The 1,430-nt window shown below is 64.5% G+C and carries 2 pseudogenes; one reads left to right on the top strand and one right to left on the bottom strand.

The features are described from left to right. Window positions 1–426: 426 nt before the first annotated feature. Window positions 427–739, bottom strand: a pseudogene (locus tag ACFWAY_RS53775) (transposase); the annotation flags it as partial. On the opposite strand from ACFWAY_RS53775, the pseudogene ACFWAY_RS53770 reads away from it, so the two are divergent. After that, window positions 636–1,430, top strand: a pseudogene (locus ACFWAY_RS53770) (hypothetical protein); the annotation flags it as partial. The pseudogenes ACFWAY_RS53775 and ACFWAY_RS53770 overlap by 104 nt on opposite strands.

Here is a 1,430-nt window from a genome sequence, read left to right as displayed (position 1 = left end):
GCGTGGGAGGCATATACATCGGAGGCATGACGGGGAGCAGGACCGACCGCCATAGCGTCAGCTATGCCCAAGTGGCGCTGGATGTCCCGCAGGGACCGAAACTGGTCGTGCAGGAACTGACTCAGGCCGAGCGAATACGTTGCAGGGATGGGAGCGGCGCGGGAAGACCGCTCAGGCGCTGGCGACCTGGGCACGGATCGTGCTGGCTTGCGCGGATAGCTTGTCCACCAGCGAGGTCTCTGAGGTTCATCCCAATCAGCGGGCAGCTGGTCTAATTCAACCCGAATGCACCGATTCGCTGATCCAGTCGGGCGAGTTTCGGTGTGCAGCAAAGGTCGGTAAGTGGGCATGGTTGAGCACCCGATCTCTCGTGTCGGGTTGTTCCACTTGCTCTTTCGCGTCGAGGGTGGGCAGGTGTCGCGGATGTTAGACGATGATCGGGTGATTGCGGCCGAACGTTCTGTCGAACAGTGTGTTCCAGGCTGTTTCCCACGGCCAGTCGGTCGGCAGGTGCAGCGTCAACCGTCGGGCCGAAGACGCGATGCGCGCGGGGACCGAGACGATGGTGCGCCGGAGGGTGCCGGTGGTCGCTTCGTCAGCTTCGGGTCAGCCGTGAGCGAGTGCCGGCGGCACTGGTGAGATTGAACGCCATCACCGCGCAGACCAGCCAGGCGGCGTTCGCCGAAAACGAGTTCGACGGCAGATGCGTGAGAGCGGAGTTCTTCAGATCCGCATGCAAGGGAATCAAACCGATCCAGCGCGAGCTCGGACTCGCCAAGGAAACCGTGCGCCGGTACTACCGCGCTGGCAGCGTCGACGAACTGCTGGCCACACCGCGGGCAGGCCGGCGCACCGTGTTGGACGAGTTCACCGAGCACCTGCACGAGCGATGGAACGACGGATGCACGACCGCCCTCACCCTCTTCGACGAGATCCGGGCCTTGGGCTATCGCGGCAGCTACGCCACCGTCCGCGACTACCTCCGCCCGTTCCGCGACGTCGGTGCCGCCCCGCCGGCCACACCGAAAATCCCGAAGGTTCGGACCATCACCTCGTGGATGCTGCACCATCCCGACAGCCTCACCGACGACGAGCAACTCGGACTAAAACAGGTTCTCGCCAGCTGCCAGCACCTCGAGACCACCGCCGCGCACGTCACCGCGTTCGCCGAGATGCTCACCGGCCGCCACGGCGACCGTCTGGGCTCCTGGATGGCGGCCGCCGCATCGGACGATCTGCCACACCTGCACCGATTCGTCCGGGGAATCGAACGCGACCACACCGCCGTCCGGGGCGGGCTGACCCTGCCCTACAACTCCGGCGCTGTCGAAGGCAACGTGAACAGGATCATTCTGTGGAATCTGAGATGTCAAGATCATTCTCGTTTGGGCTGGTTGATCGGGACGATCGGTAGCAGGGTCGCGGTCGCC

It is taken from the genome of Rhodococcus sp. NPDC059968 (genome assembly GCF_042738615.1).
Lineage (GTDB): Bacteria > Actinomycetota > Actinomycetes > Mycobacteriales > Mycobacteriaceae > Rhodococcus_F.
This window is presented reverse-complemented; position numbering and strand designations above follow the sequence as displayed.